General features: G+C 40.0%; 20 protein-coding genes and 1 pseudogene. 13 read left to right on the forward strand and 8 right to left on the reverse strand.

The features are described 5' to 3' along the window. Positions 1 to 8 precede the first annotated feature (8 nt). A complete protein-coding gene (locus H5090_RS11985; protein WP_182695806.1) occupies positions 9 to 2732 on the forward strand; it encodes an insulinase family protein in 2724 nt (907 codons plus the stop codon). A gap of 54 nt (positions 2733 to 2786) precedes the next feature. Then, positions 2787 to 5039, forward strand: a complete 2253-nt coding sequence (locus tag H5090_RS11990) for an EAL domain-containing protein (protein ID WP_154903373.1) — start codon at positions 2787 to 2789, stop codon at positions 5037 to 5039. Here the strand turns inward: H5090_RS11990 and H5090_RS11995 are convergent. Both H5090_RS11995 and yeiP read right to left on the reverse strand, forming a co-directional pair. Beyond that, on the reverse strand, positions 5036 to 5230 hold the full coding sequence (locus tag H5090_RS11995) for a hypothetical protein (protein WP_182695843.1): 195 nt from the start codon (positions 5228 to 5230) through the stop codon (positions 5036 to 5038). The genes H5090_RS11990 and H5090_RS11995 overlap by 4 nt on opposite strands. Positions 5231 to 5369: 139 nt before the next feature. Further along, positions 5370 to 5942, reverse strand: a complete 573-nt coding sequence (yeiP, locus tag H5090_RS12000) for an elongation factor P-like protein YeiP (RefSeq protein WP_002962153.1) — start codon at positions 5940 to 5942, stop codon at positions 5370 to 5372. Between the two features lie 194 nt (positions 5943 to 6136). On the opposite strand from yeiP, the gene H5090_RS12005 reads away from it, so the two are divergent. Next, on the forward strand, positions 6137 to 6523 hold the full coding sequence (locus tag H5090_RS12005; RefSeq protein WP_024596739.1) for an MmcQ/YjbR family DNA-binding protein: 387 nt from the start codon (positions 6137 to 6139) through the stop codon (positions 6521 to 6523). Between the two features lie 35 nt (positions 6524 to 6558). On the opposite strand, the gene H5090_RS12010 is transcribed toward H5090_RS12005, so the two are convergent. The 3 genes from H5090_RS12010 to fadI all read right to left on the reverse strand — a co-directional run bounded on the left by H5090_RS12010 (position 6559) and on the right by fadI (position 10660). Then, positions 6559 to 7068: a GNAT family N-acetyltransferase gene (locus H5090_RS12010; RefSeq protein ID WP_024596740.1), complete on the reverse strand. Its 510-nt coding sequence runs from the start codon at positions 7066 to 7068 to the stop codon at positions 6559 to 6561. Between the two features lie 74 nt (positions 7069 to 7142). Further along, complete coding sequence (gene fadJ / locus H5090_RS12015; protein ID WP_182695807.1) at positions 7143 to 9350, reverse strand: fatty acid oxidation complex subunit alpha FadJ; 2208 nt, start codon at positions 9348 to 9350, stop codon at positions 7143 to 7145. Then, entirely contained in the window at positions 9350 to 10660 is a 1311-nt protein-coding gene (gene fadI, locus H5090_RS12020; protein ID WP_004335629.1) for an acetyl-CoA C-acyltransferase FadI, read from the reverse strand. Before fadI ends, fadJ begins: the two co-directional genes overlap by 1 nt. A gap of 306 nt (positions 10661 to 10966) precedes the next feature. On the opposite strand from fadI, the gene H5090_RS12025 reads away from it, so the two are divergent. From H5090_RS12025 to H5090_RS12065, 9 genes and pseudogenes are all read left to right on the forward strand, one after another. Continuing rightward, positions 10967 to 11923 carry a MoxR family ATPase gene (locus tag H5090_RS12025; RefSeq protein ID WP_007377762.1) on the forward strand — a complete coding sequence of 319 codons (957 nt, stop codon included), beginning with the start codon at positions 10967 to 10969 and terminating at the stop codon, positions 11921 to 11923. 3 nt (positions 11924 to 11926) lie between these two features. Further along, the gene (locus H5090_RS12030; RefSeq protein WP_004335626.1) at positions 11927 to 12871 is read left to right on the forward strand and encodes a DUF58 domain-containing protein; all 945 of its coding nucleotides are present in this window, start codon (positions 11927 to 11929) and stop codon (positions 12869 to 12871) included. 2 nt (positions 12872 to 12873) lie between these two features. Then, complete coding sequence (locus H5090_RS12035) at positions 12874 to 13308, forward strand: DUF4381 domain-containing protein (RefSeq protein ID WP_004335624.1); 435 nt, start codon at positions 12874 to 12876, stop codon at positions 13306 to 13308. Next, positions 13301 to 14287, forward strand: a complete 987-nt coding sequence (locus H5090_RS12040) for a VWA domain-containing protein (RefSeq protein ID WP_182694054.1) — start codon at positions 13301 to 13303, stop codon at positions 14285 to 14287. The genes H5090_RS12035 and H5090_RS12040 overlap by 8 nt, the downstream gene beginning before the upstream one ends. Next, entirely contained in the window at positions 14287 to 16218 is a 1932-nt protein-coding gene (locus tag H5090_RS12045) for a VWA domain-containing protein (protein WP_004335620.1), read from the forward strand. The genes H5090_RS12040 and H5090_RS12045 overlap by 1 nt, the downstream gene beginning before the upstream one ends. Then, positions 16212 to 17870 (forward strand): BatD family protein, encoded by a 1659-nt coding sequence (locus tag H5090_RS12050; protein WP_182695808.1) that lies wholly within the window; start codon positions 16212 to 16214, stop codon positions 17868 to 17870. The genes H5090_RS12045 and H5090_RS12050 overlap by 7 nt, the downstream gene beginning before the upstream one ends. A 61-nt stretch (positions 17871 to 17931) precedes the next feature. After that, positions 17932 to 18489, forward strand: a complete 558-nt coding sequence (locus tag H5090_RS12055; protein WP_032827217.1) for a sigma-70 family RNA polymerase sigma factor — start codon at positions 17932 to 17934, stop codon at positions 18487 to 18489. Continuing rightward, positions 18489 to 19241: a DUF3379 family protein gene (locus H5090_RS12060; RefSeq protein ID WP_182695809.1), complete on the forward strand. Its 753-nt coding sequence runs from the start codon at positions 18489 to 18491 to the stop codon at positions 19239 to 19241. The genes H5090_RS12055 and H5090_RS12060 overlap by 1 nt, the downstream gene beginning before the upstream one ends. A 164-nt stretch (positions 19242 to 19405) precedes the next feature. After that, positions 19406 to 20260, forward strand: a pseudogene (locus tag H5090_RS12065) (Tim44 domain-containing protein). A gap of 47 nt (positions 20261 to 20307) precedes the next feature. On the opposite strand, the gene ggt reads toward H5090_RS12065, so the two are convergent. Both ggt and H5090_RS12075 read right to left on the reverse strand, forming a co-directional pair. After that, positions 20308 to 21981: a gamma-glutamyltransferase gene (gene ggt / locus H5090_RS12070; protein ID WP_182695810.1), complete on the reverse strand. Its 1674-nt coding sequence runs from the start codon at positions 21979 to 21981 to the stop codon at positions 20308 to 20310. A gap of 98 nt (positions 21982 to 22079) precedes the next feature. Next, positions 22080 to 22622, reverse strand: coding sequence for a GNAT family N-acetyltransferase (locus H5090_RS12075; protein ID WP_182695811.1), 543 nt, complete (start codon positions 22620 to 22622; stop codon positions 22080 to 22082). Between the two features lie 51 nt (positions 22623 to 22673). Here H5090_RS12075 and H5090_RS12080 point away from each other — a divergent pair, with 51 nt between their 5' ends. After that, a complete protein-coding gene (locus H5090_RS12080) occupies positions 22674 to 23039 on the forward strand; it encodes a hypothetical protein (protein WP_024596750.1) in 366 nt (121 codons plus the stop codon). A 101-nt stretch (positions 23040 to 23140) separates the two neighbouring features. Here the strand turns inward: H5090_RS12080 and fabB are convergent, their stop codons facing one another. Further along, on the reverse strand, positions 23141 to 24352 hold the full coding sequence (gene fabB / locus H5090_RS12085; protein ID WP_004335606.1) for a beta-ketoacyl-ACP synthase I: 1212 nt from the start codon (positions 24350 to 24352) through the stop codon (positions 23141 to 23143). Positions 24353 to 24404: the final 52 nt, after the last annotated feature.

A 24404-nucleotide genomic window follows, 5' to 3' on the forward strand; every position in this document is an offset into this window, starting at 1 on the left:
AGCATCATTTGAATATCAGCCGCAATGATAACAGAGCATACCGCGCCTTTACACTGGACAATGGTCTAAAAGTACTATTAGTGCAAGATAAAGATTCTACAAAAGCGGCAGCATCAATGGCAGTTAACGCCGGGCATTTTGACGATCCTCTTGATAGGCAAGGCCTAGCACACTTTTTAGAGCACATGCTTTTTTTAGGCACAGACCAATACCCAGATTCAGGCAGTTTTAATAATTTTGTTTCGCAAGCTGGCGGGAACACTAATGCGTGGACTGGCACTGAGCATACCTGTTACTTTTTTGATATTAATAACCAAGAATTTGAACAGGCGCTTACCCAATTTAGCCGTTTTTTTATTGCGCCACTTTTAAATTCAGCCGAAACAGAAAAAGAACGCAACGCAATTGAAGCCGAGTTTAAACTAAAAATAAAAGACGATGGTCGCCGTATTTATCAAGCCCACAAAGAAACGGTAAATCCAGCTCATCCATTTGCTAAATTTTCTGTAGGAAACCTACAAACCTTAGCTGACAGAGAGCGCTGTATTAGTGATGAGCTTCGCGACTTTTTTAATAGTCAGTACCAAGCTCAGTGGATGACTTTAGTTATTTGCGCAAACGAAACATTAAACACACTACAAAGCTGGGCACAAACTTACTTTGGCGCAATTAAGGGTAATAAAAACCTCAAAAAGCCAGAGATCAGTGAGCCACTCTATCGCAAACAAGACATAGGAAAAATACTTCATATTGAGCCGCATAAGCATATGCAAAAACTTATCATAAGTTTTGCTATGCCTAATATTGACGACTTTTATCGCCACAAAACAGTGAGTTTTATTGCCCATTTACTTGGCTATGAAGGCGCGGGTTCTCTTTATTCTATTTTAAAAGAGCAAGGCTGGATAAACGCGCTTTCTGCTGGCGGTGGTATTAATGGCAGCAACTTTAAAGACTTTAATATTAGTTTAGCGCTTACCGATGAAGGTATTGAATACTTCGAAGACATTATTGAAATGGTGTTTGAATACATTTGCTTAATTAACGATAACACCGAAAAATTGCCGCGCTTATACCAAGATAAAAAAAATCTATTACAAATAGCATTCGATAACCAAGAAAAGTCACGCTTGATTGATTGGGTCAGTAATTTAAGCATTAATATGCAGCATTACGACGAAGCAAATTACGTGCAAGGCGACTATTTAATGGAAGGCTTTAAAAAAGCGACCCACGAAATGGCCATGCAGTGGTTAACGCCACATAATATGCGCATCGTACTTATACATCCAGATGTAGAGCCTGAACATAAAACCGCATGGTACAACACACCATATAAAGTAGAACATATTTCACCTAATTGGCTTGATGCACTTAGCGAGATAAATAAACCGCTGAGCGAAATGCTGCTGCCTACCGCTAATCCTTATTTGACAAAAGAAGTGGTGTTATTTGATGTCATAAAACCACAAACAAAACCCGAGTTATTAGTAAAAGAACCCGGTTTTGACTTTTGGTTTAAACAAGACAACACATTTCGTGTTGCTAAAGGTCATTTTTATTTGGCCATGGATTCTGATTTTGCCGTAAAAGATGTAAAGCATATGGCACTCACCCGCTTATTTACAGATTTATTTATGGATAGCGTAGGCGAGCAATTTTATCCTGCAGAACTTGCAGGACTTAGCTACCACTTAACCTCGCATCAAGGTGGATTAACTCTACATACCGCTGGGCTTTCATCCAGTCAGTTAGAGCTTGTTGATCAATTAATAGATGCTTTATTTAATGTAGAAATTTGTGCAAAACGCTTTGCTGAATATAAAAAACAACTTGTAAGGCATTGGCGCAATAGCAACCAAAACAAACCAGTCAGTGAGTTATTTAGTATTTTAGGCGCAAAAATAATGCCTTGGAACCCTCAACCTGGGGAGCTTGCATCGGCATTAAAAAACACCTGTTTTCAGCAATTTAATGAGTTCAGAACAGACTTTTTTAAAGCACTACATGTTGAATCATTTTTACATGGTAACTGGCAGCAAAGTGATGCATTAGCCTTTCAAAAAAAGGTCGCCGAACACCTAAAAAACGCAGCCATAATTGAAGATTTAAGACGCCCCCTTTTTGAAATTAAAAAAGTAACTCGCTACGAGTTAGAACTTCCTTGTAGCGACCATGCCATGGTAGTTTACTATCAGGCACAAACGGATTGCGTGGCCGAAAAAGTAAAAATGATGGCGTTAAATCATTTAATTAATCAAGATTACTTTAACGAATTACGAACAACACAACAGCTAGGTTATTTAGTGGGCGCAGGTTATGCACCTTTTAATACTCGTGCTGGAATAGCATTTTATGTGCAGTCACCTAAGTTTGATGCAAAAACATTATTGCATCGTCATAACAGCTTTATTAAAAAATACCTTGATAACATTGATGCACTTGATGAAAACGATTGGCAACAGCAAAAACATGGCCTTAGTACTCATATTGCAGAAAAAGATAAAAACTTGCGCCTGCGCTCACAACGGTTATGGCTTGCTATTGGTAACAGAGATCACGAATTTCATATGCAGCAGCGACTTTTAGATGCCCTAAACGCACTAACACTAAGAGAAGTAAAAGTTTATGCACTAAGCCTATTTGATGATAATAGACCAAGATATGAGCTTTTAAGCTCGGCGAAAGTCAGTAAATCTCAAAATATGCCCGTTTACTCTCAATCTCTTTGACTCTAGGTTTAGCTTGTTTTAAATTATCATTTGTAAATTAGAAGTAATCAAAAAATGATAAAAACAATAATAAAACTAAGCATGCTTGTAGTACTTGCTTACTCATTTGAGCTTTTTGCCTTTGAGTCATCACTTAATTACAACTCAGACAATATACTTATACTAGCAAGCGCCATTATATCGCTTGCTTTGCCCTACCTGTTATTTGTAATCCATAAACTTAGACGTTCACGCCGCCAACTTCGACTTTCGGAAAAACGCCTTAAAAGTACCGTAGAAGGTAGCGGCGATACACTTTGGGACTGGAACATAAAAACAGGCGAAGTTATTCGTATTAACGATAAGTATTTAATGGACTCAACTACGTTAATGGGGTTTCCACCAAATAAAGGCCTTATCCATCCTCACGATATTAATAACGTTGAGCACTTGCTAAAAGTGCACTTTGCAGAGCAGTCTGCTTTTTTTGAAGCCACCTACCGAATCAAAGATACTTTTGGTCGTTGGCACTGGGTGCTCGATCGCGGAAAAATAATTGAAAAAGACGCCAACTTATCCCCCCTTAGAATGACGGGTACCGTTCGCGATATATCACAGTTAAAATCAACTGAAGAGCGCTTAAACCTTTTTGCAAAATGTGTTGAGTCGCTTACTGACGCCTTAGCAATTTACGATAAAAACTTTAAACTGGTTGATATAAACCCTAGCTTTTTAACCTTGTTTGGTGGCGTACGCGAACAATACTTAGGAAAAGATTTTAGCCTATCTGGGTATGAGCCAAGCTACACAAACAGAATTATTGAAATAGTAAAAGAGCGCGAACATATTCAACAAGAAGTGAAGCTTCGTAATAGTGAGCGTATTTTATTACCGATAGAAATATCCATAGATGAAATTAAAAACGATCAAAATCAAATAACTAATTATGTCGTTGTATATTCAGATTTAACAGAGCGTAAAAAAGCAGAATCGCAATTACATAACTTATCGAATCGAGATCGCACAACCAGTCTGCCTAACCGAAATTTATTTTTTACTGATTTGCATAAACTAGTAAAACTCAATTCGCATCACGCCTTGCTTGTATTCGATTTAGATAACTTTAAAAAAATAAATGACTCGTTAGGACATCAGCTAGGTGACAGCTTATTAGCTAAACTAGCAATGCGCTTAAATAAACTAACCCGCGAAAATGATGTGTTTTATCGTTTAGGCGGCGATGAGTTTGCTCTGGTAATGTCTGACACTAACGACATACATGTAATTACACGCATGGCTAAACAGTTTTTAGCAGCCATTGCTACACCATTTAAAATGGCAGGGCACGAACTGGCAATCACCTCAAGTGTAGGTATTGTATTATTCCCTGAAGACGGTAATACGCCTGAACTGCTTTTAAAAAATGCAGATACCGCCATGTATCATGCTAAAAAGAAAGGTAACAGCTACTTATTTTTTAACGACACGATGAACCGTCAAGCCGTTAAACGACTGCAAATTGAAAACCTCATGCGCTTTGGTTTAAAAGAAGACCATTTTGAAGTGTACTACCAACCAAAAATGAATATTCGCACAGGCAAGCTAACCGGAATGGAAGCGTTAGTGCGCTTTATTACACCCAAAAAAGGCATTATTAGCCCTGGTGTATTTATACCTATAGCCGAGGAAACGGGCCAAATAATTGAAATTGGTGAAGTGGTATTAAACAAAGCCTGCAGAGACGTAAAAGAATGGCTAGATAGCGGTTTATTTAGCGGCCGAGTAGCTGTCAACTTATCAGCAAAGCAATTTAGCCTCCCCGATTTAACCTCTCGTATTGACGTTATTTTGCAAAAAAACGAATTACCTTCATACTTTTTAGAGCTTGAAATAACAGAAGGTACTGTAATGGATGACCCTAAAGAAGCCATTGCAATTATGCGTTCGTTAAGTGCCCGAGGTATTCATTTAGCAATGGATGATTTTGGTACTGGTTATTCATCATTAGCGTATTTAAAGCAATTTCCGCTTAATACACTTAAAGTAGACAAAGCATTTATAGATGACATGACCAACGAACGTGGCCGTAATATGGTCGACTCAATAGTCACTATTGCACATAACCTTGATTTACATGTAGTGGCTGAAGGTGTAGAACAAGCCCATCAAATTGATATACTCAAAAAGCTTAATTGCGAAACAGTACAAGGTTATTACTATTCTAAGCCTCTATCAAAAAGTGAATTTACTGAATTTTTAAAGCAACAACAAACTAAAGCAGCCCCAAGCTTAATTAGAAAAAATAAAAATGTGGCGTCGATAAATTAAGGGCGCCATATACACGCATTTATTCCTACATTTCTAACTAAAGCACGACGATAATGTAGATTAAACAAGCACCAGGCTACTGGTCCAAATAAACCGCCTAAAATCAGCCATCGTTTAATTGGCATGCCTTTTTTAATGGTTTCTAAATACATTAAAGCTATAAATGCACTGCTTAGTAAAACTATAAACAAAGCTACCCCTTAAAGTTGCTCAAAAATACGGCGCTTATTCTAACGCTAATGTGATTAAATTTAAAGCAACAAATCCCCGCGCACAAAAAAGCCGAACCTGTTAAACACAGATTCGGCTTTTAAAATTATAATTTACGCGTTACTTTTCAGCACGACCCATAAATTTGTGTTCAACAGTATTAATACGGATACGGTCACCTGTTGAAATATGCTCTGGCACAGAAATATTTAAGCCAGTAGACATACGTGCAGGTTTTGAACGAGCACTTGCAGATGCACCTTTAATAGATGGGTCTGTTTCTTCAACAACAAGTTCAACACTTGATGGTAAATCAAGTCCTACTGGCGCGCCATCAATAACAATGACGTGTACGCCTTGCGTTTCTTCATTAACAAATAAAATTTCTTCGCTAATAGCATCTTTGTTTAAGTTGTAAGGCGTGTAATCTTCATTATCCATGAACACATACTCGTCGCCATCAATGTACGATAGCATTACTTCACGGCGTGTTAAATCAGCCAGCGTTAGCATGTCACTGTCTTTAAATGTTTCGTCAACTTTACCACCGGTTACCACATCGTATAAACGCATACGGTATAAACTACCACCAGCACGACCTTGCGGCACAGAGCGCACAATATCTTTTACAACTAAAACGCGGCCATTGAAGTCAATAGCAGTACCTTTTTTAACATCACTCGCCTTTGGCATGTGTGAATTCCTATTATTTTTTTGATTGGCAGAAACATACCATGAACTGGATTTTGTTCAACTAAAATTACGTTGGTTTTACGCTACATGTTGTATTAGCTTGTAAAATTTTAATTTATACTAAAATACATATAATCAAATGTGAAAAAAACTGCTATGGTAGCTTTACCGAGTATGACTTCAAGGAATGGATCATGGACCAGAAAAAAGTACATGAGTATTTAGTTAAAAAACCACTTGTTCAGGTTACAAAACCATTTGCGCAAGAGGTTGATGTATATAAAGTGAATCATAAAATGTTTGCGACTCTTGCTATTGGCAATGACGGTCAAACTAATGATGATGGTGAGGTTATTTGGTGGCTTAACTTAAAATGCGATCCTGATGAAGCAATATCATTGCGTGATACTTTCCCGGCAGTGATCCCTGGTTACCATATGAATAAACGCTTATGGAACACAGTAATTTTAGACGGCACAATTGCACAAAGTGAAATTGAGAGAATGATTGATAACTCATTTAATTTAGTCGTAGAAAATATGCCAGAAAAAGACCGCAAAGCTATCGCACTTCACTTGTAGCACTTTTTGGGCTAGGCTACTAGCCCATTAAAACCTTAAACCTTAAGCGTATAAATTAAATCGTCATATAACTTTTCGCCTATTGTATGCACTTTAAAAAGTGTATCGGTATGGGTTAAGCCACACTTACTAAGCACCTTTTCAGAACCAATATTGCCACGCGTTACGACAGCTTTAAACTGCCTAATACCACATTCTTTCCAAGCCCAATCAATCACAGCTCTTAAAGACTCTGTCGCGTAGCCTTTATTAAAATACTCTGGCAATAATAAATAACCAAGCTCTGCGGTTTCTCCGTCATAGGCAAAGCCTGTAACACCCACTGGTTGTTTTGTTTTATTATTAATAATGAGTAAGCACAGTGGGTGGCGTGATTTAGTATTCCACTTAGGTAAGCGTATCTCAAAGCGGTTTCTTATCAGTGACTCCATTGGCATATCAAAACAATACTTAAGGACTTGAGGATCGCGATGAAGCGCTAGAAAAAGAGGCCAATCAGATTCTTCCATTTGGTACATGCTCAATCTTTGTGTAAATAATGTCATTAAGCTCCTCATTTAAATATTAAAAATCATAAAAAAACCGCATCTAAATGCGGTTTTTATAAACAGTAGAAACTTTATTCTTTTGTTTCAATCTCTTTAGTAACTTCAGGCTCAGTGACACTTTGCTCTTGTGGCTCAGTGCTTTGTACTTCAGGAGCTACAACCTCAACAGTTGCTGCATTATAAAAAGTAGTACCAGAGCTTGCCATTGTTACCAGTGACTCACATGGAGCAAAGTTAGCATCGCTGTTAGCTAATGTAGACATATCAGAGCTTATTTTACTTGCGCCTAATTTATCCATATAGCTAAACGGGCCACCTAAAAATGGTGGGAAACCAATACCAAATATTGCACCAATGTCGCCATCACGAGGGCTTGCAATAATGCCATCATCTAAACAGCGTACTGCTTCGTTAAGCATTTTCGATACACATCGCTTAGCAATTTCGCTTTTGTTTAAACGTGGAGCTGGGGTAACACCCAATAGTTCGTAAACTGACTCATCAACCTTTTTGCCTTTTTTGTCGTATTCATAAAAACCACGACCGGACTTACGGCCAAGGCGTTTTGAATCAATCATACTCATAAATGCATCAGGGCCTTTAAAACGCTCACCTAATTCTTTTTCAAGAATTGGAGCAATTTTAGAGCCAATATCAATCCCTACTTCATCAAGTAGAGCCAGCGGTCCTACCGGAAAGCCAAACTCAACTAGGGCTTCATCAATCTTTTCAATTGGCTCACCCGCAAGCATTAAATTAGCAGCTTCGTTTAAGTAAGGCGCTAAAATACGGTTTACGTAAAAACCGGCCATGTCTTTTACAACAATTGGCGTTTTGCCTTGCTTACGTGCAAAGTTAACAACGCGAGCAATAGTCTCTTTAGATGTACCTTCGTGTGGAATAATTTCCACTAATGGCATTTTTTCTACTGGTGAAAAGTAATGTAAGCCAATTACATTTTCAGGACGTGCTGCCTGCGCTGCAATTTGCGAAATTGGTAATGATGACGTGTTACTAGCAAAAATTGTATTTTCTTGGCATTGCTGCTCTACGTCGGCAACCATACCTTGCTTAAGCGCAAGATCTTCAAACACAGCTTCTATTACTAAATCAATGTGTTTAAAGCCGCTGTAGTCTGTTGTACCTGTAATACGGCTCATTGTTAACTGCATATCAGCTTTAGACATAATACGGCGCTTAAGGCGCTTGTCTAAAATTTTGTAGGTGTAGCTCATTGCATTACTAATGCCCTGCTCTGCTACATCTTTAATACGTACCGGTACTTTAGCTTTAACAGCACTTACGTGCGCAATACCTGCGCCCATTAGTCCACCACCTAAAACAGCAGTTTTGCTAATTGCGGGTGCGTCATCATTGCGCCACTCTTTTTTCATTTCAGTGGTTGCAAAGAAAATACCGCGAAGCGCTTTCGATTCGTCACTCATTACAAGTGTTGCAAAGCTTTCAGCTTCTGTTTTATACGCTTTTAGCTCATCAAGCTCTACACTAGCACGCACAGCTTTAATAATAGCGAGTGGTGCTGGGTAGTGCCCGCCCGTTTTTTTAAGTACGTTTTCTTTAGCTTTTTTAAAGATAAAGTTACGGCCAAACGGGTTTGACTCTAGTAATTTACTAATATTGTCGAGCTTTGGCTCTTTTGCTTGTGGCTTTTTCTTAGTCGCAAATTCTTTTGCAACTTTTAGCAGCACACTGTGTGGTACACAGTCATCAAGCACGCCTGCTTTTTTAGCTTGCTTAGGGCGAATTTGTTTACCTGTTAGCATCCACTCAAGTGCTTTTTGAATACCAACAATTTTAGTTAAGCGCTGCGTACCGCCGCCACCTGGTAGTAAACCAAGTTGCACTTCTGGTAAGCCAATTTTTGTTAAATCGCTGTCGGTACCAACACGGTAGTCACACGCTAAAGCAAACTCTAAACCACCACCTAATGCAGCGCCATGAATCGCACTTACTGTTGTGTATGGCAATTTTGTCATATCAAAAAATGCCTGATGGCATAGTTCGCTAATAGCTAAAGCATCATCACGCTTTTGAACGCTATCAAGCATTTTTACATCGGCGCCCGCGATAAAGTTATCGGTTTTTCCGCTTATAAATACCATGCCTTTTACATTTTGCGACTTAGCGTCTTCTAATAATGCTTTTAAGTCATCGGCAAAACTACTGCGCAGGGTATTCATTTTCTCCCCTGGCACATCAATCGTTACTACGGCAATTTTGTTTTCATCTACCGCTAAATTAAATACTGAATCTGTCATTACGCGCTCTCCAATACAAAGGCTGCACCTAAACCACCAGCAGCACACGCTGTTGTTAATGCCAAACCGCCACCACGACGTTTAAGCTCGTGTAAGCTTTGCGTAATTAAGCGTGCACCTGTTGCTGCAAATGGGTGACCATATGCTAAAGAGCCGCCGTTAACGTTAAACTTATCCATGTTAATTTCGCCAATTGCTTTGCTGCGACCTAAATGCTCTTGTGCAAATTTGTCTGAGGCAAACATTTTCATATTGGCAAGTGTTTGCGATGCAAACGCTTCGTGCATTTCAATTAAATCTAAATCAGCAAGCGTAATACCCGCTCTATCTAGTGCAATAGGCGTTGAATGAGCTGGGCCCATTAACATGTCTTTTTCTACGCCAATTGCCGAAAATGCAAAGCTACGTACGTAACCTAGTATTTCATAGCCAAGTGCTTTTGCTTTGCTTTCGCTCATCATAAGTACGGCCGCTGCACCATCAGTTAATGGTGTTGCATTTGCAGCGGTAACAGTACCGTGCTGACGGTCAAAAACAGGTTTAAGCTTGGCGTAGCCTTCAACCGTTGAGTTTTTACGAATATTGTTGTCTTCTGAAATAAAGCTTTTATATGGCGGTAAATGCGCCGTCATTACTTCATCTTTTAACTTACCATCAGCCCATGCTTGCGTTGCAAGTGAGTGAGAACGATGCGCTAACGCATCTTGATCTTCACGGCTAATGTTGTGTGTTTTAGCCATTTGCTCAGCAGTTTGCCCCATTGAAAGGCCTGTTGAGTACTCTGCAACTGCAGGAGGCACTGGTAATAAGTCTTTTAAACGCAGTTTTGAAAATATTTTTAAACGTTGACCAAGCGTACGCGCTTTATTTAAATCAACTAAGCTGCCTGCTAGCTTTTTACTTACACCAATTGGCAATACTGATGACGAATCTGCGCCACCTGCAATACCTACACTTACAGATCCCGCCATAATAGACTCAGCTACATTAGCAATAGCCTGAAAGCTGGTAGCACATGCGCGCGATACAGAATATGCATCAACCGATACAGGCATACCTGTGCCCAATACAATTTCACGTGCAATATTTGGCGCTTCTGGCATTTGTACTACTTGACCAAATACAAGTTGATCAATTTCTGACTTATTGAAATTTAATCGTTCAAGCATTTCGTTAACCACCAATTTACCCATATCAAGTGCTGGTACATGGTGAAACGCTGTTGCTTGTTTTGCAAAAGGTGTACGTAAGCCGCTAACGATGGCAATACGGTCGCCCTTTGGTGTTTTTAGTATGTTTTGCTCAGACATTTATGCTCTCCCGCTGACAGGTCTGACCTGTTTGTTTTCCTCGATTCTAAACAACCCGTGCCCTAAAGCCAATAGATAAACACAAATTTATATAAACAGTGTTTAATTACGACTATCACAATAGGCTTTTTTAGACGCATTTACAAAGTTTTGTGGTACGCTAAAATTCGTTAAAAAATAACGAACTATTTTAAAAAATAAAGTCTAACTCTTGAGTTACCCAATTATAAACCTTATAAATAGGTCTGTATTTATCACCTAACACTATTAGGTACAAACCCAGCTGACGAGGACAGTCCACTTATTATGGCAGCTAACGCATTTTCACAATTAAAAACGTACTTAGATACACAAATTATTGGCCAGCCAGAGCTTACTCAAGCGCTACTTATTGCAATTTTAGCTGATGGTCATTTATTAGTAGAAGGTCCCCCTGGCCTTGCAAAAACACGTGCAGTTAATGCACTTGCAAAAGGCATTGAAGGCTCATTTCAGCGTGTACAGTTTACGCCAGATTTATTACCAGCTGATGTAACAGGTACCGATATTTACCGCCAACAAACTAGTGAGTTTGTATTTGAAAAAGGCCCTCTTTTTCATAACCTAATTTTAGCTGACGAAATTAACCGCGCACCAGCCAAAGTACAATCAGCATTATTAGAAGCAATGGCTGAACGCCAAGTTACCGTGGGTAAAAATACCTATCCGCTTAGCGAACTGTTTTTAGTTATGGCAACGCAAAACCCGCTAGAGCAAGAAGGGACTTACCCGTTACCAGAAGCCCAGCTGGATCGCTTTTTACTGCACCTAAGTATTGACTACCCTGGCGCAGAGCATGAGCTTGATATACTGCGTTTAACGCGCGGCGAAGCGCTTAACGAGCAACAACCAGTAATGCAAAAAATTAGTCAAAGCGATTTATTTGCAGCGCGTAAAGAAATATTAGGCCTTTATTTAGCAGAGCCACTTGAGCAATATTTAGTACAACTTATTATTGCCACTCGTGAAGGCGCTAAATTAGACGCGCAACTAGGTAGCTGGATTGAGTTTGGTGCAAGTCCGCGTGCAACAATAGCACTTGATAAATGTGCTCGTGCTCATGCATGGCTTCAAGGCCGTGACTTTGTAGCACCTGATGATATTCAAGCTGTTGTGCATAACGTACTGCGTCATCGCATTATTTTAAGTTACGAAGCCCAAGCCGATGGCATTACTAAAGATCAAGTAATAAGCCGTATAGTTGAACTTGTAGCCGTACCATAAGTTATGCAAAAACAATTAGAAACCCAAGCATGGCTCAAACAGAGCCATAGCCACGGTGTTAATTTAGCACTCAAAGAGCTGATGTATTACAAAGCCAAAGCGCAATTGCTTGAACTTGCCCCTAAGGTAAAAATAAAAAACACCTTAACAGGGCAATACCTTGCACCGCACAAAGGCCGAGGAATGGAATTTGCCGAAGTGCGACATTATCAGCAAGGTGACGATATTCGCTCTATTGATTGGCGAGTTACTGCGCGTACCGGCGAGACTCACACAAAGCTCTTTCAAGAAGAAAAAGAGCGCCCTGTGTTTGTGTTCACTGATTTTTCTAACTCAATGCTGTTTGGCTCAAAGTTACTGTTAAAGTCGGTGCAAGCTGCGCATATAAGCGCTCTTGTTGCATGGTCGGCGTGTCAGCGCGGCGATAGAATTGGCGGTATTGTGTTTAATCAGCACTCGCATTTAGAGCTAAAACCCAGCGCCCGTGAAAAAGCCGTGCTTAAGCTTTGTCATAATTTATGCGACAACCACCAGCAAGCGCTTAACAATATTGATAAAACAGCCACTAACAACTTTAGCGATAACCTAAAGCGCCTTAACCATTTAGCAAAACCAGGCAGCTTAGTATATTTAGTGTCTGATTTTAATGCTCTGGATGATGCCAGCTTTAAGCAACTTGAAATATTAAGCCGCCACTGCGAGCTGATTGGTTGCCACATAAGCGATCCATTTGAGCATCAGTTACCTGCGTTTAAGCAAGCCGTTACCGTTAATGCAAATGGTCAAGACTTTGCCCTACCATTAATGGATAACAGCTTTAGAGAACGCTTTGCTAAAAATGCTGAGCAAGCATTTAGCGCGCGCTTTAATCGCCTAACTAAATCGGGTCTTAATTTAATATCATTCAATGCAGCAACACCGCTTGAGCTGCAATTAGTGAGAAAATAACCATGCAAACCAATCCACTCGATGGCCTGCACGATATAATAGCGCCAAGCCAAGTTAATTGGTGGCCACTCGCCCCTGCTTGGTGGGTTATTATTGCACTGCTGTTTTTAGCACTGTGCGCAGCTATTTATATATTTTATAAAAAACATAAATTTAAAAAGCCTAAACGCTACGCAATACAATTGAGCCAAAGTGAGCAAAACCCTCAGCAACTGCATATTATTTTAAAACGTTTAGTGATTGAATATTACGACAAGCGACTTGCTGCGCAATCTACCTCTAAATGGTGCACAACACTTAATACACTCACCGGTTTAAGCTTTACAGAACAAGAAATACTAAGCTTGTATAACCCCAGCCAAAAAGATACAACACTGTGCGAAAAATTTCGCCAAGGTATTAAGCAATTTAAAATAAAGGAGTCAGTAAATGTTTGAATTTAGCTGGCCATGGTTATTTTTATTACTACCCTTGCCTTTATTACTTTTACTATTAAAACCCGCTGCAAGTAATGCCAGTACGCGTTTACGTATACCCAGTTTTGCAAAGCACAATTTAACCAGTCAAAGCATTGAGCCACACGCACGACGTTTAAACCCTTTCGAGTGGATAATTTGGTTATTACTTGTTACTGCCGCTGCCAATCCAACATGGTTAGATGAGCCAATCTCATTACCAAATGAAGGACGCGATATAATGTTAGCGGTCGATTTATCAGGCTCGATGACCGAACAAGACATGGCTTATAATGGCCAATATGTTGACCGCCTCACCATGGTAAAAGCCGTACTCAGTGATTTTATAGAACAGCGTCAAGGCGACAGGCTTGGGCTGATATTATTTGGCGACACCGCGTTTTTACAAACCCCGCTCACCCGCGACGTTAAAACAGTAAGTAAAATGCTCAGCGAAGCGCAAATTGGTTTAGTAGGGCGCGCAACAGCCATTGGTGATGCATTGGGTCTTTCGGTAAAACGCTTTGCCAATAAAGATGAAAGTAACCGAATTGTGGTGCTATTAACCGACGGACAAAATACCGCTGGTAATTTAAACCCAGAAGATGCCCTACTGCTAGCTCGCGAAGAAGGGATTAAAGTGTACACCATTGGTGTTGGCTCAGATAATCCGCGCGGCTTTAGCCTCTTTAATGTGGGTGGCTCTAGTGGCAGTAATTTAGATGAAAGCTTACTTAAAAAGATTGCCGATCAAACTGGCGGATTATACTTTAGAGCCAAAGATGTAGCAGGCCTTCAACAAATTTACGCAGAGCTTGATAAACTTGAACCTATTAGCGCTGATGAACAAACATTTCGCCCACAAAGCTCATTATTTTACTACCCGTTACTTATCGCTATTTTACTTATTAGCTTAAAAGTAATGCTTAGTACACTGCGTGCATTAAAGGAGCCAAACTAATGGATTTTGAATTTATTCGCCCCGCTCTTTTATGGTTACTCATACCTGCTGTGGCATTATTTTTTGTTGCCTTAATTAAGCATAAAAAAACGACTAGTGAGCAGCTAATTGCACCTCATTTAGCACAGTTTATAATGAGCGAAGCAAACACTAAAGCCAGCCAGCCACTTTGGTTAGTTGCTTTGTTTTGCAGCCTTGGCATTTTATTTAGTGCTGGGCCTAGTTTTGAGAAAAAACAAGTTCCTGTATTTCAAAGTAAAAGTGCCCGTGTAATTGTTATGGATATGTCGTATTCAATGTACAGCACCGATATTTTACCAAATCGTTTAATGCAATCACGCTTTAAAGCGCTTGATATGATTGAGCTATTTAAAGAAGGTGATACCGCGCTTGTAGCTTACGCAGGCACGGCCTATGTAATTTCACCACTAACAAACGATGCCACAACACTCAGTAATTTAATTCCAAGCTTAAGCCCTGAAATAATGCCAGACAAAGGCTCAAACGTTTTAGCGGGTCTTGATATGGCCAAAGAGCTATTAACACAAGCGGGTTATATTGATGGCGACATTATTTTAGTGACCGACGGTATTGACCAACAAGAACAAAGCGACGTTAGTAGCTTTACCAGTAACACCCAATATAGATTAAATATATATGGTGTAGGTACCGCTCAAGGCGCACCAATTAAGTTACCTGAAGGCGGCTTTTTGAAAGACAGATACGGCCAAATCGTAGTACCTACAATTAATGCCTCTCAGCTTAAAAATTTAGCATCAAGCAGCGGTGGTAAATTTGCTAGTTACCAACCTAGCAATAACGACATAAATACGTTTGCCCCAAATGCGCAGAGTGAATTATTGAAAGACGAAAAACAAAGCCATGCGCTTTGGCGAATAGATGCAGGTATTTACGGACTCTTGTTATTACTGCCATTTGGTTTGTATTTATTTAGACGCGCTGCCTTGCTAGGCGCATTTTTAGCTTTTGGTTTTTTACCGCAGCAAAATGCGTATGCCGTAGAGCTCCCTACTCTTTTGCAAAATGCAGATCAACGTGCATTAGAGGCTTACAATAATAAAGAATACGATGCAGCAACACAGGCGCAATCGAGTGAGTTAAAAGGCGCGGCGCTATACCAGCAAGGTAATTTTGATGCTGCACTTAATGAGTTTAGTAATGATAAGTCGGCTACCGGTTTATACAACTACGGTAATGCCCTTGCCAAAGCTGGCAAACTTGAGGACGCAATTGAAGCGTACAAACAAGCCCAAACCTTACAAGATGACTTTACGCAAGCAGCCGATAACCAAGCCTTAGTTGAGCAATTACTAAATCAACAAGAGCAACAAAACCAGCAAGATCAGCAAAGCGACGGCGACGACTCTCAAGACCAAGATGATAGTCAGAAAAAAGATGAGCAAAACCAAGGGCAGAATTCTGATGAGTCAAAACAGGATCAGCAACAAAATGGTGATAAAAGCGATTCTGAAAAAGGCGAAAACGAAAGTCAAAGCTCAAGCGATGAAAAATCAGATAAAGAATCTGAACAATCAAAAGATCAACAAGGTGAGCCTGGCGAGCAATCAGATAAGCAAAATGAGCCTGATATGCAAGCCCAGCCACAAAGCGAACAAGGGCAAAATAAAGACGCTGACCAGCCTAAAGAGGATGAGCAGCAACAAAGTAAGCCACAAGCAATAAGTGAGCAACCTGCCACTGATGAGCAAAAACAAAATGCTCAGCAACAAGCGATGCAAGCCCAAGCAAGTGAGCTCACTAATGAAGAAAAAGAAAAAGCACAACAGCTTAATCAACTACTTAGAAAAGTCCCGGACGATCCGGCTATTTTATTACGGAATAAAATGCAATTAGAAGCCCAAAAAAGACAATATAAACGTCGCCCTACAGGAGTCGAAAAATCATGGTAATGCGATTATTTTGCTGTTTATTGCTATTAAGTGCGATGCCTTCGTGGGCTGCCACCAAATTAGAAGCCAGCGTAGATAAAAACCCTGTATTAGCGGGTGAATTTTTTATGCTTAATATATCGGTAGACGATACAGTTAAAGGCGAGCAACCAGACACCTCATCGCTGTTAAAAGACTTTGTTGTAGGCCCAACAAGCTTAAGCTCTCGTACCAACATTATTAATGGCAGCATTAATAAACAAACTACGTGGTCAGTTAAACTAATGACCCGTACAGAGGGTGATTACACGATACCAGCATTTAGCGTTGCAGGGTTAACCTCACAACCTATTAAGTTAAAAGTGGCAAAACGCTCAGTTGATGCAGATAAAAATAACGAAATATTTTTAAAAACGTCGCTCTCGAGTAATTCATTATTTGTGCAAGAAGCCGGTGTTTACACTGTTAAGCTCTACCTTGCCAAAGAACTGCTTGATGGCAGCTTAAGCACACCAAGTATGGAAGATGCTCAGCTAACCCAATTAGGTAAACAAACTGAGAGTTATGAGCTAGTTGATGGCAAACGCTACCTTGTTATTACTCGTGAGTATTTAATTCAGCCACAAAAAAGTGGTGCCTACACGATTGCAGGCCCCGCTTTTCAAGGGCGAGTACAGCAAAATTACCGCCAACTGGAGGTATCTGCTCTTGGCGATGATCAGCAAGTAGAAATAAAACCAATCCCGAGTGATTATAAAGGCGCATGGTTACCAAGCGAATTGGTTAACCTTGATGAAGAATGGCAACCTAACGACAACACAGTAGAAGTAGGTACGCCTATAACACGTACTATTACGCTTACCGCGCTTGGAGTTACAAAAGAGCAATTACCTGAAATCTCTATGCCTACTATTGATGGCATACGCAGCTACCCTGATCAAAAAGAAAATAACAATGCAGTGCGAGACGGACGCGTTGTGTCGCAGCAAACTGCATCGTATGCCTTACTGCCGCAAAAACCAGGTACTTATACTTTGCCTGAAATAAAGCTGCCTTGGTTTAATACCAAGATGAACCGTATTAGCGTAGCTACATTACCAAAGCGTACTATTACAGTAACGCCAAGTACTACCGCGCCTAATACAGCCATAGCAAACCCACAACCCAGCACAAATAATTCACCTACTCTTGAAAATATTTCGAATCAAGCAACTGGCACACAACCTATTGAAACTAAAAGTGATACTCCTCTTTGGTTAATAGTTGTTGCCGCTTTAGGGTATATTTTATGGATTGGTACTGTAATTTTTTACTTAATAAGCCGTTCTACTAAAAATACGACTGAAAAATTACAGCTAAACACCCGTGGTACTTCTCAGCCAAGCTTAAATGAGCTTAAAGCATTAGCCAAAACACACGATGTGAAAGCCTTTTACACCGCATTAAATAACTTTTCTGTAAAGGTGACCCATAAAAATGTTGGCGCGATTGATGAGCTCTGCATCCGCGTAAACAGCAGCGAGCTTAATGGTCTCATTAGCCAATTGCAGGCACAACTTTATAGTAATAAAGGCGCAAACACGGATCTTAATGCTATTATTAAAATTCTTGAGATCTATCAAACTCAGGCATCAAAGTCGCAACAGGCTGTATTAAAAGACCTTTATGATTAATAACTACGAACCTTAGGTCTTTTTTTGCAATAACTAATAATTTTTAATTAAAAAAGTGCTTATGCTTGGAAAGAAAAAATCAAACAATCAGGTCTTAATCGATATGGCAGAGAAACAAAAGCGTTATGAAGCCTTGGTCCACGTTTACAATAAAGAGCTTTATCGCTTTGCTTATTGGTTATGCCGTGATCCGCACATAGCAGATGATTTAGTACAGGAAACGTTTTTACGCGCATGGCGTTCACTCGACTCTTTACTTGATCAAAAGGCAGCTAAACCTTGGCTGCTTACTATATTACGAAGAGAAAACGCACGCCGATTTGAACGTAAACAGTTTGATTACAGCGACGTAGAAAACGATACGCTTGTTGATGAAACCAGCCATTCATTAGACGATGAAATGGAACAAACGGTAATTCAACGCCAGATTGCACTGCTATCTGATGAATACCGAGAGCCATTATTACTGCAAGTTGTAATGGGCTGCTCTGGTGAAGAAATTGCAGGCATACTCAATTTAAATAAAAACACGGTAATGACTCGTTTATACCGTGCCAGAAATCAACTTAAAGAGGCTTTAAGCCGTGATGATGAACAACTTAAAGGGGCATCAAAATAATGGATGAACTTGAGTTTCGTCGCCGCACTATTGCGCAGCCAAACGACATTGACAAGGAGCTTATGGAGTTTGCTGACAATAACCCAGAGCGACAAAGTTTTATTAACGATATGAAAGATTTTGATAAATTCATTCAAGATTCTTTAGATATACCTGTGCCTGAAAATCTTGCAGACCGCATTCTTTTAAACACATCGTTAAAAGAAAAAGCACTCCAAGAAGAACAAGCAACTGGTAAAAACGTGGTTGATGCTCGATCGCGTTTTAAGTTTGATCGTGTACATCTTGCGTTAGCAGCGTCTTTTGTAGTGGCGATTAGTGCCTTCTTTTTTAGTACAGAGCAAAATATTGCACACGAAGCAGGTGAGCATGCGCTTGCCCATGTGTACTACGAAATTAATGCGCTTGATAAAAAAGAGCCCATTAGCCTACAAAGCGTCAACGACAAGCTTGCAGTATTAGGTGGTCATCTTGATGAACTTCCTGGCGCTGTAACTTATGCCATGTTTTGTGATTTTAAAGGCGAAAAAGGACTGCATTTAATATTTGAGTCTGACTTTGGTCCTATGACGGTATTTATAGTGCCTTCTGAAAATAAATCATTCGGTTTTGGGGATGACAACTTCCGCGATGAGCGCTTTGAAGGTCACATTAATCGTGGCTCACAAGCTGATACTATTTTAGTGGCAAGTCTTGGAGCACCTCTAAATACATATAACGAACGCGTTACTGGCGCAATTCGTTGGCTTTAAAATAGACAAATTTACCGCTTAGTTTCTACTGAGCGGTTTTTTGATTGTATACTCACCAACAAAGCGTTTCTTCACTCCCCAAAACCTCTGATTTTTAAAGTAATTAATTAAATTCCTAAAGAAAGTAAATTATAATCGCGGCTCGATTTTAATTAGGGAATTTCATGAAGAACATCATCGTTATTTTTTCATTATTGGCATTGTTATGTACAGCCAGTTTTGATGCACATGCACGTAAAAAGTTTGGCAGCAGTAAACGCGGACAGACACCTGCAACACAACAAACAGCGCAAAAACAACAAACAGATACAACAACACCTACAGCTGCACCTAAAGCCACATCGAATAAAAAAGGCATTATGGCAGGCGTTTTTGGGGGACTTTTAGCGGGTGGCTTAATTGCAGCAATGCTAGGCGACGATTTTGAAGGTTTTCAGCTATTAGAAATGATTTTATTAGCTGGCGCACTCTTTATTTTATTTAAGCTAGTAACGGGCTTTTTACGTGCTAATCGTGCCCCACAACTTGCCAGTGCAAATACACGTGCTCAGCAAAATGCTTTTAAATAAGCACCTATCGAGCAACCAACAAGTACCGGCTTTGCAAGCAGCGCCCCACAAGGTGAAAGTGTGCCTTTTAATTTACCACCTAACTTTGACGTTAATGGCTTTTTGCAAGGTGCCCGTAGTCATTACCATACGCTACAAACTGCATGGAACAATGCCGATTACACCACAATGGCTGAATACTTAAGCCCTGCACTTGTTGCCGAGTTTAAAGCTGAACGTGAAGCTATACAAAGCGTAGAAACAGAAGTGATGTTTATTGATGCCGAACTTGTGCGCGCAGATACAAACGCGCAATCGTGGCAGGTTAGTGTTCGCTTTAAAGGTAAGTACCGTGATTTAGGCGATAAAAAAGAAGAGCCTATTTTAGAAATCTGGCACTTAGAGCGTCTAATTTCAGACGACGCTCCATGGCTAATAGTGGGTGTTGAAGATTTAATTGATACTCAATAATTTTGTATTGTTTAAAGCACCGCGCTTTTAGCGCGGTGTTTTTTTATTTAAAAAACAATTGATTTACCACGTCCTGATGCTTCAGAAGCGGCATCTAATTGGCCCTCTTTATTAATAATAACGTGTAAGTCACCAAAGTGATTCTCATCTATGGTGTAGCCCATTTTTGTAAGCTCTGCTTTTACGCTATCGGTTAAACCTATGTGTGTTCTAATTATATTTTTAGGCCACAGTTGATGATGAAAACGAGGGCTATTTACAACCTGCTCTGCAGTCATATCAAACTCTACCGCATTTAAAATAGACTCGTACACAGAGCTAATAATTGTTGTGCCACCAGGCGAGCCGGTCACCATTTTAACGGTGTTGTCTTTAAGGAGTATTGTAGGCGTCATAGAGCTAAGCATACGCTTGTGCGGCTGTATTTCGTTAGCTTTGCCGCCTATTGCACCAAACACATTCATAACGCCTGGTTTGGCACTAAAATCGTCCATTTCATCATTTAAAATAAACCCTGCACCTTCAACAACTACACCGCTACCAAACCCTAAGTTTATTGTGGTGGTATTTGCGACAGCGTTACCCATTTTATCAACGATTGAAAAGTGTGTAGTTTGCTCACTTTCTTTAAGGCCCGGTTTAATATTTTCGGTAGTCGAGATAGCGGTTAACGAAATGCCATTACTGCGCTCTTTGAGGTAGTTAATATTAGTTAATGCGTTGACTGGTACATCAAAAAAATCAGGATCGCCTAAATACTCCGCCCTATCTGCAAATACACGTTTACCTATTTCAGAAAGTAAGTGTACATACTGAGTAGAGTTATGCGCTAAGCCCGCATCTGGTTTTTGTAGCTCATACATTTTAAGCCACTGTAAAATAGCAATACCACCTGAACTCGGCGGTGGAGAAGTAAGTACTTCATAACCATTCCAACTCGCTTTAATAGGTGTACGTGATTTAGCGGTGTAACCTTTTAAATCATCTTGATTAATTATACCGCCATGTTGGTGCATAAATTTAGCAATAATATTTGCAGTTTCGCCTTTATAAAACCCATCTTGGCCGTTATCACGGATACGCTTTAGCGTTGCCGCTAACTCGGGTTGCTTAAATACTTTATTAGCTTTTACATCAGCAAAGTATTTTTCGAAGTTTACATTTATTTTTTGCTCTTTTAGGTGGGCTATATAATTGCTCACACCTTTTGCTAACTTAGGCGGAACTACAAACCCTTGCTCAGCCAACGTTACCGCTGGTTGTACTAATTCTTCCCACTTTAAAGTGCCATGTTTTTGATGGGCAAGCCACATGCCCGCTACACTGCCAGGTACACCGCTTGCGTGAATGCCATATATTGATTTGTTTGCAATAACATTACCTTGCTCATCTAAATACATATCACGATGAGCTGCTGTTGGCGCTGTTTCGCGATAATCTATAAAATCACCCTTGCCATCTTTTTGAATAAGCATAAATCCCCCGCCACCAATATTGCCGGCTTCAGGAAGCGTTACTGCAAGTACAAATTGTGCCGTAATAGCCGCATCAACAGCATTACCGCCTTGCTCTAATATACTTTTAGCAGCATCGGCACTGAACGAGTCAGGCATTGCTACCGCGCTTTGCGATAAAGGCTGCGCTAAAACACTAAAAGCAGCGAACTGTAAAACCAGCACACTTTTGACGATTAATTTACTTGGTGAAAAAAGCAATCCCATACAACATCCTTAATTTATTATTTTTTAGTTACGCATTCTTATTAATGCACGTCACTTAAGGACAGGTCAATCTTTATACTGTTGATATTTAATCATCTTTAAACACTTTTTGAATAAAGCACCGCAGGTAAGTCGCCTTGCTCGTCTGTATGTGTATAATTTTTTATAAATTGCAGACCTAGCTTTTTCATTATATTTATAGAAGCCGTATTATCTTTTAGTGCCGTTGCACTTATCGCCTTAACGTCATCTTGCTTTATAAGTTCATCACATAATGCTAAAGCCGCCTCGGTTGCATAACCATGCCCCCAACTTGCTTGCTTAAAGCGCCAGCCTATTTCAATATCACTGTAGTTTGGTGCATCAGTAAAAAAGCACATAGGCCTTATTAATACCCAACCTATAAATGTATTGGTTTGCTTTATAGTGATACTCCACAGCCCCCAGCCTTTTAGATCATTTCGATATGCGAGCATACGAGGCACACCCTCATTTTTTATATGCTCTAAAGAGGTAGGTTCACCTCGTGTTAAATACTGCATTACAGCTGGGTCTTGGTCGAGTTCAAATAATTGAGGCCAATCATGCTCATTCATTAATTTAAAATTTAATCGTTTTGTTACGGGGGCGTTCATTTTCATTGTTGTATAGTCTGCCTCGAATTAATTATCAGTCTCTAAAGGAGATAGCACATGAATAAATTAGCAGGTTTAGCTTTATTAGGCACTTTAATTACATTAACTGGTTGTGAAGATGCCAACGAAGTTAAAGAAGATGCAAAAGATAAAAGCGCACAAATGCAAGAAAAGCTTGGTGATGCATGGAACGACGTTAAAGAGACAACTAACGATCTTAAAAATGACGAGTCTTTAAACGAGCTATTAGAGCAAAGTAAAGCAATGGGCTTAGACATGTACGACGACGGCAAAGAGATTGCGGTTGACGCATGGATTAAAAGCAAAGAAGCTGCTGGCGAGTTAACTGAAAAAACTAAGCAAAAAGCGCAAGAAATTGCAGACGAAATTGAGCAAGCGCGTCAAGAACATAACGAAGGTTAATTAAACTTTCGATAATAAAAAAGGAAAGCCTCGGCTTTCCTTTTTTGTTTTGGACTATTTAGCCCAGTTATGCGTTTGCATATAGGGCTTATAAGCTCAAATTAACCTTTGTACTTACTCATAACTAAAGTCGCGTTTGTGCCACCAAAGCCAAAGCTATTAGACATTACAGTATTTAACTCAACATCACGACGCTCAGTAATAATATCTAAACCTGTCGCTTGCTCATCTAGCTCATCAATATTAATTGAAGGTGCTACAAAGCTGTGCTCTAGCATTAATAATGAGAAGATAGCTTCGTGAACACCTGCAGCACCTAGGGCATGACCCGTCATTGCTTTAGTTGCGCTGATCATTGGTGATTTACCACCAAACACTTCTTGTATCGCACCTAGCTCTTTAACGTCACCTACTGGTGTAGATGTACCATGCGTGTTTAGGTAATCAATACTATCTACATCTTGCATAGCTTGGCGCATACAACGTGCTGCACCTTCGCCAGATGGAGCAACCATGTCGTAGCCATCTGATGTTGCACCGTAGCCAACAATTTCAGCGTAAATGTGCGCGCCACGTGCAAGTGCATGTTCAAGTTCTTCAACTACAACAATACCGCCGCCGCCAGAAATAACAAAACCATCGCGATTTGCATCGTATGTACGAGACGCTTTTTCAGGTGTTTCATTGTATTTAGTAGAAAGTGCGCCCATAGCGTCAAATTCCATTGCCAATGTCCAGTGTAGCTCTTCACCACCACCAGCAAACACAACGTCTTGCTTGCCAAGCTGGATTTGCTCTACTGCATTACCAATACAATGCGCAGATGTTGCACATGCAGAGCTAATTGAATAGTTAACACCTTTAATTTTAAATGGTGTTGCTAAACAAGCAGATGTAGTGCTCGCCATAGTGCGTGGCACCATATAAGGCCCTACACGTTTTACGCCTTTTTCACGTAAAATATCAGCAGCTTCTACTTGCCATTTAGACGAACCACCGCCAGAGCCAACAATAATACCCGTGCGCTCATTTGATACTTGGTCGTCAGACAAACCTGAGTCTTCAATTGCTTGCGTCATTGAAATATAAGAGTAAGCAGCAGCATCTCCCATAAAGCGCATTGCTTTGCGGTCAACGTGTGCTTTAACGTCAATATCAATTTTACCCGATACGTTACTACGTAACTTATAATCGGCAAATTCTTGATTAAAAGCGATGCCGCTTTTGCCCGTTTTTAACGATTCTAATACTTCTTCTTTGTTGTTACCTATACTTGATACAACACCGATACCTGTAATTACAGCTCTTCTCATGGGTAATTCCCTTAGCTTAATACTTAATTGCATTCTATTTTACGCGAATTTA

The sequence above is a fragment of the Pseudoalteromonas sp. SR43-5 genome, assembly GCF_014163835.1.
Taxonomy (GTDB): domain Bacteria; phylum Pseudomonadota; class Gammaproteobacteria; order Enterobacterales; family Alteromonadaceae; genus Pseudoalteromonas; species Pseudoalteromonas distincta.